The organism is Mesorhizobium salmacidum (SeqCode) (assembly GCF_037179605.1).
In the GTDB taxonomy this organism is placed as follows: Bacteria; Pseudomonadota; Alphaproteobacteria; order Rhizobiales; family Rhizobiaceae; genus Mesorhizobium; species Mesorhizobium salmacidum.
Map to the genome: position 1 here is coordinate 1 of NZ_JAPYKS010000081.1, position 885 is coordinate 885.

The window sequence follows — 885 nt, forward strand, 5'->3', positions numbered from 1 at the left end:
AGTACAAAACCGGCCGCGGGCGATATCTTGGACAACAGGAGATCAATTCTCGTCACGATACATTGGGAGGACGACATGAACAATTCCACCGGGGGTTCTTTGGGCGTCGCTGTCATTACCGGGGCATCCTCCGGAATCGGCAAAGCTTTTGCCGAGCGCCTGGCCAGCGACGGGTACGACGTCGTGCTCGTCGCCCGGCGGCGCGACCGGCTCGAGTCGGTAGCCCGCGAGATCGAGGCCGGCGGCGCCTCCGCGGAAATCATCGTCGCCGATCTGGCGCTGTCGAAAGGCCTCGACAAGGTGGAGCCGGATCCGGTCCGGGGACGTATCGCTGCTCGTCAACAACGCCGGTTTCCAGACCTACATGCCGTTCGTCGACCTCTCGATCGACCGCGCCGAGGAAGAGGTCGCCGTGCAGATAACTGCGGTCATGCGTTTGTCGCATGCGGCTCTTCCTGCGATGATTTCGCGCGGCGAAGGCGCCATCGTCAATCTCTCTTCCCTGCTCAGCTTCAGCGGAAGCCTGAACTTCCCGTTCCTGCCGAAGCGCTCGGTTTATGCCGCAACGAAAGCCTTCGTCACGACGTTCAGCGAGCTTCTCGCGGCTGAACTCCAAGGCAAAGGTGTTCGCGTCCAGGCGCTTTGTCCCGCAGTCGTCAGGACAGAATTCCATGACATCGACGGCAAGCCGGTCCTCAGGCCCAATGTGCCAGTGATGGAGCCGGCCGATGTCGTTAGGGCATCCCTGTCCGACCTCCGGCAGGGTGACGCGATCTGTATCCCGGCATTGGAGGAAGGGGGCAGGCTCTCCGCTGTCGCGGACGCAAATCGCGCCCTGTTCGATGCCGGTCGCGGCGCCCAACTCGCGTCTCGGTATCGCTAACG

Annotated in this window: 1 protein-coding gene and 1 pseudogene; both read left to right on the top strand. The window is 62.6% G+C overall.

The genetic code is table 11. The features are described 5' to 3' along the window. Positions 1-75: 75 nt before the first annotated feature. Positions 76-231 (top strand): annotated as a pseudogene (locus tag O7A60_RS32100) (SDR family NAD(P)-dependent oxidoreductase); the annotation flags it as partial. A 133-nt stretch (positions 232-364) separates the two neighbouring features. Next, on the top strand, positions 365-883 hold the full coding sequence (locus O7A60_RS31710; protein WP_337109583.1) for an SDR family NAD(P)-dependent oxidoreductase: 519 nt from the start codon (positions 365-367) through the stop codon (positions 881-883). Positions 884-885 lie beyond the last annotated feature (2 nt).

Bases quoted from the DNA above. Each gene is read 5' to 3' on its own strand.
- O7A60_RS31710 (WP_337109583.1), top strand. From the start codon at position 365: ATGCCGTTCGTCGACCTCTCGATCGACCGCGCCGAGGAAGAGGTCGCC.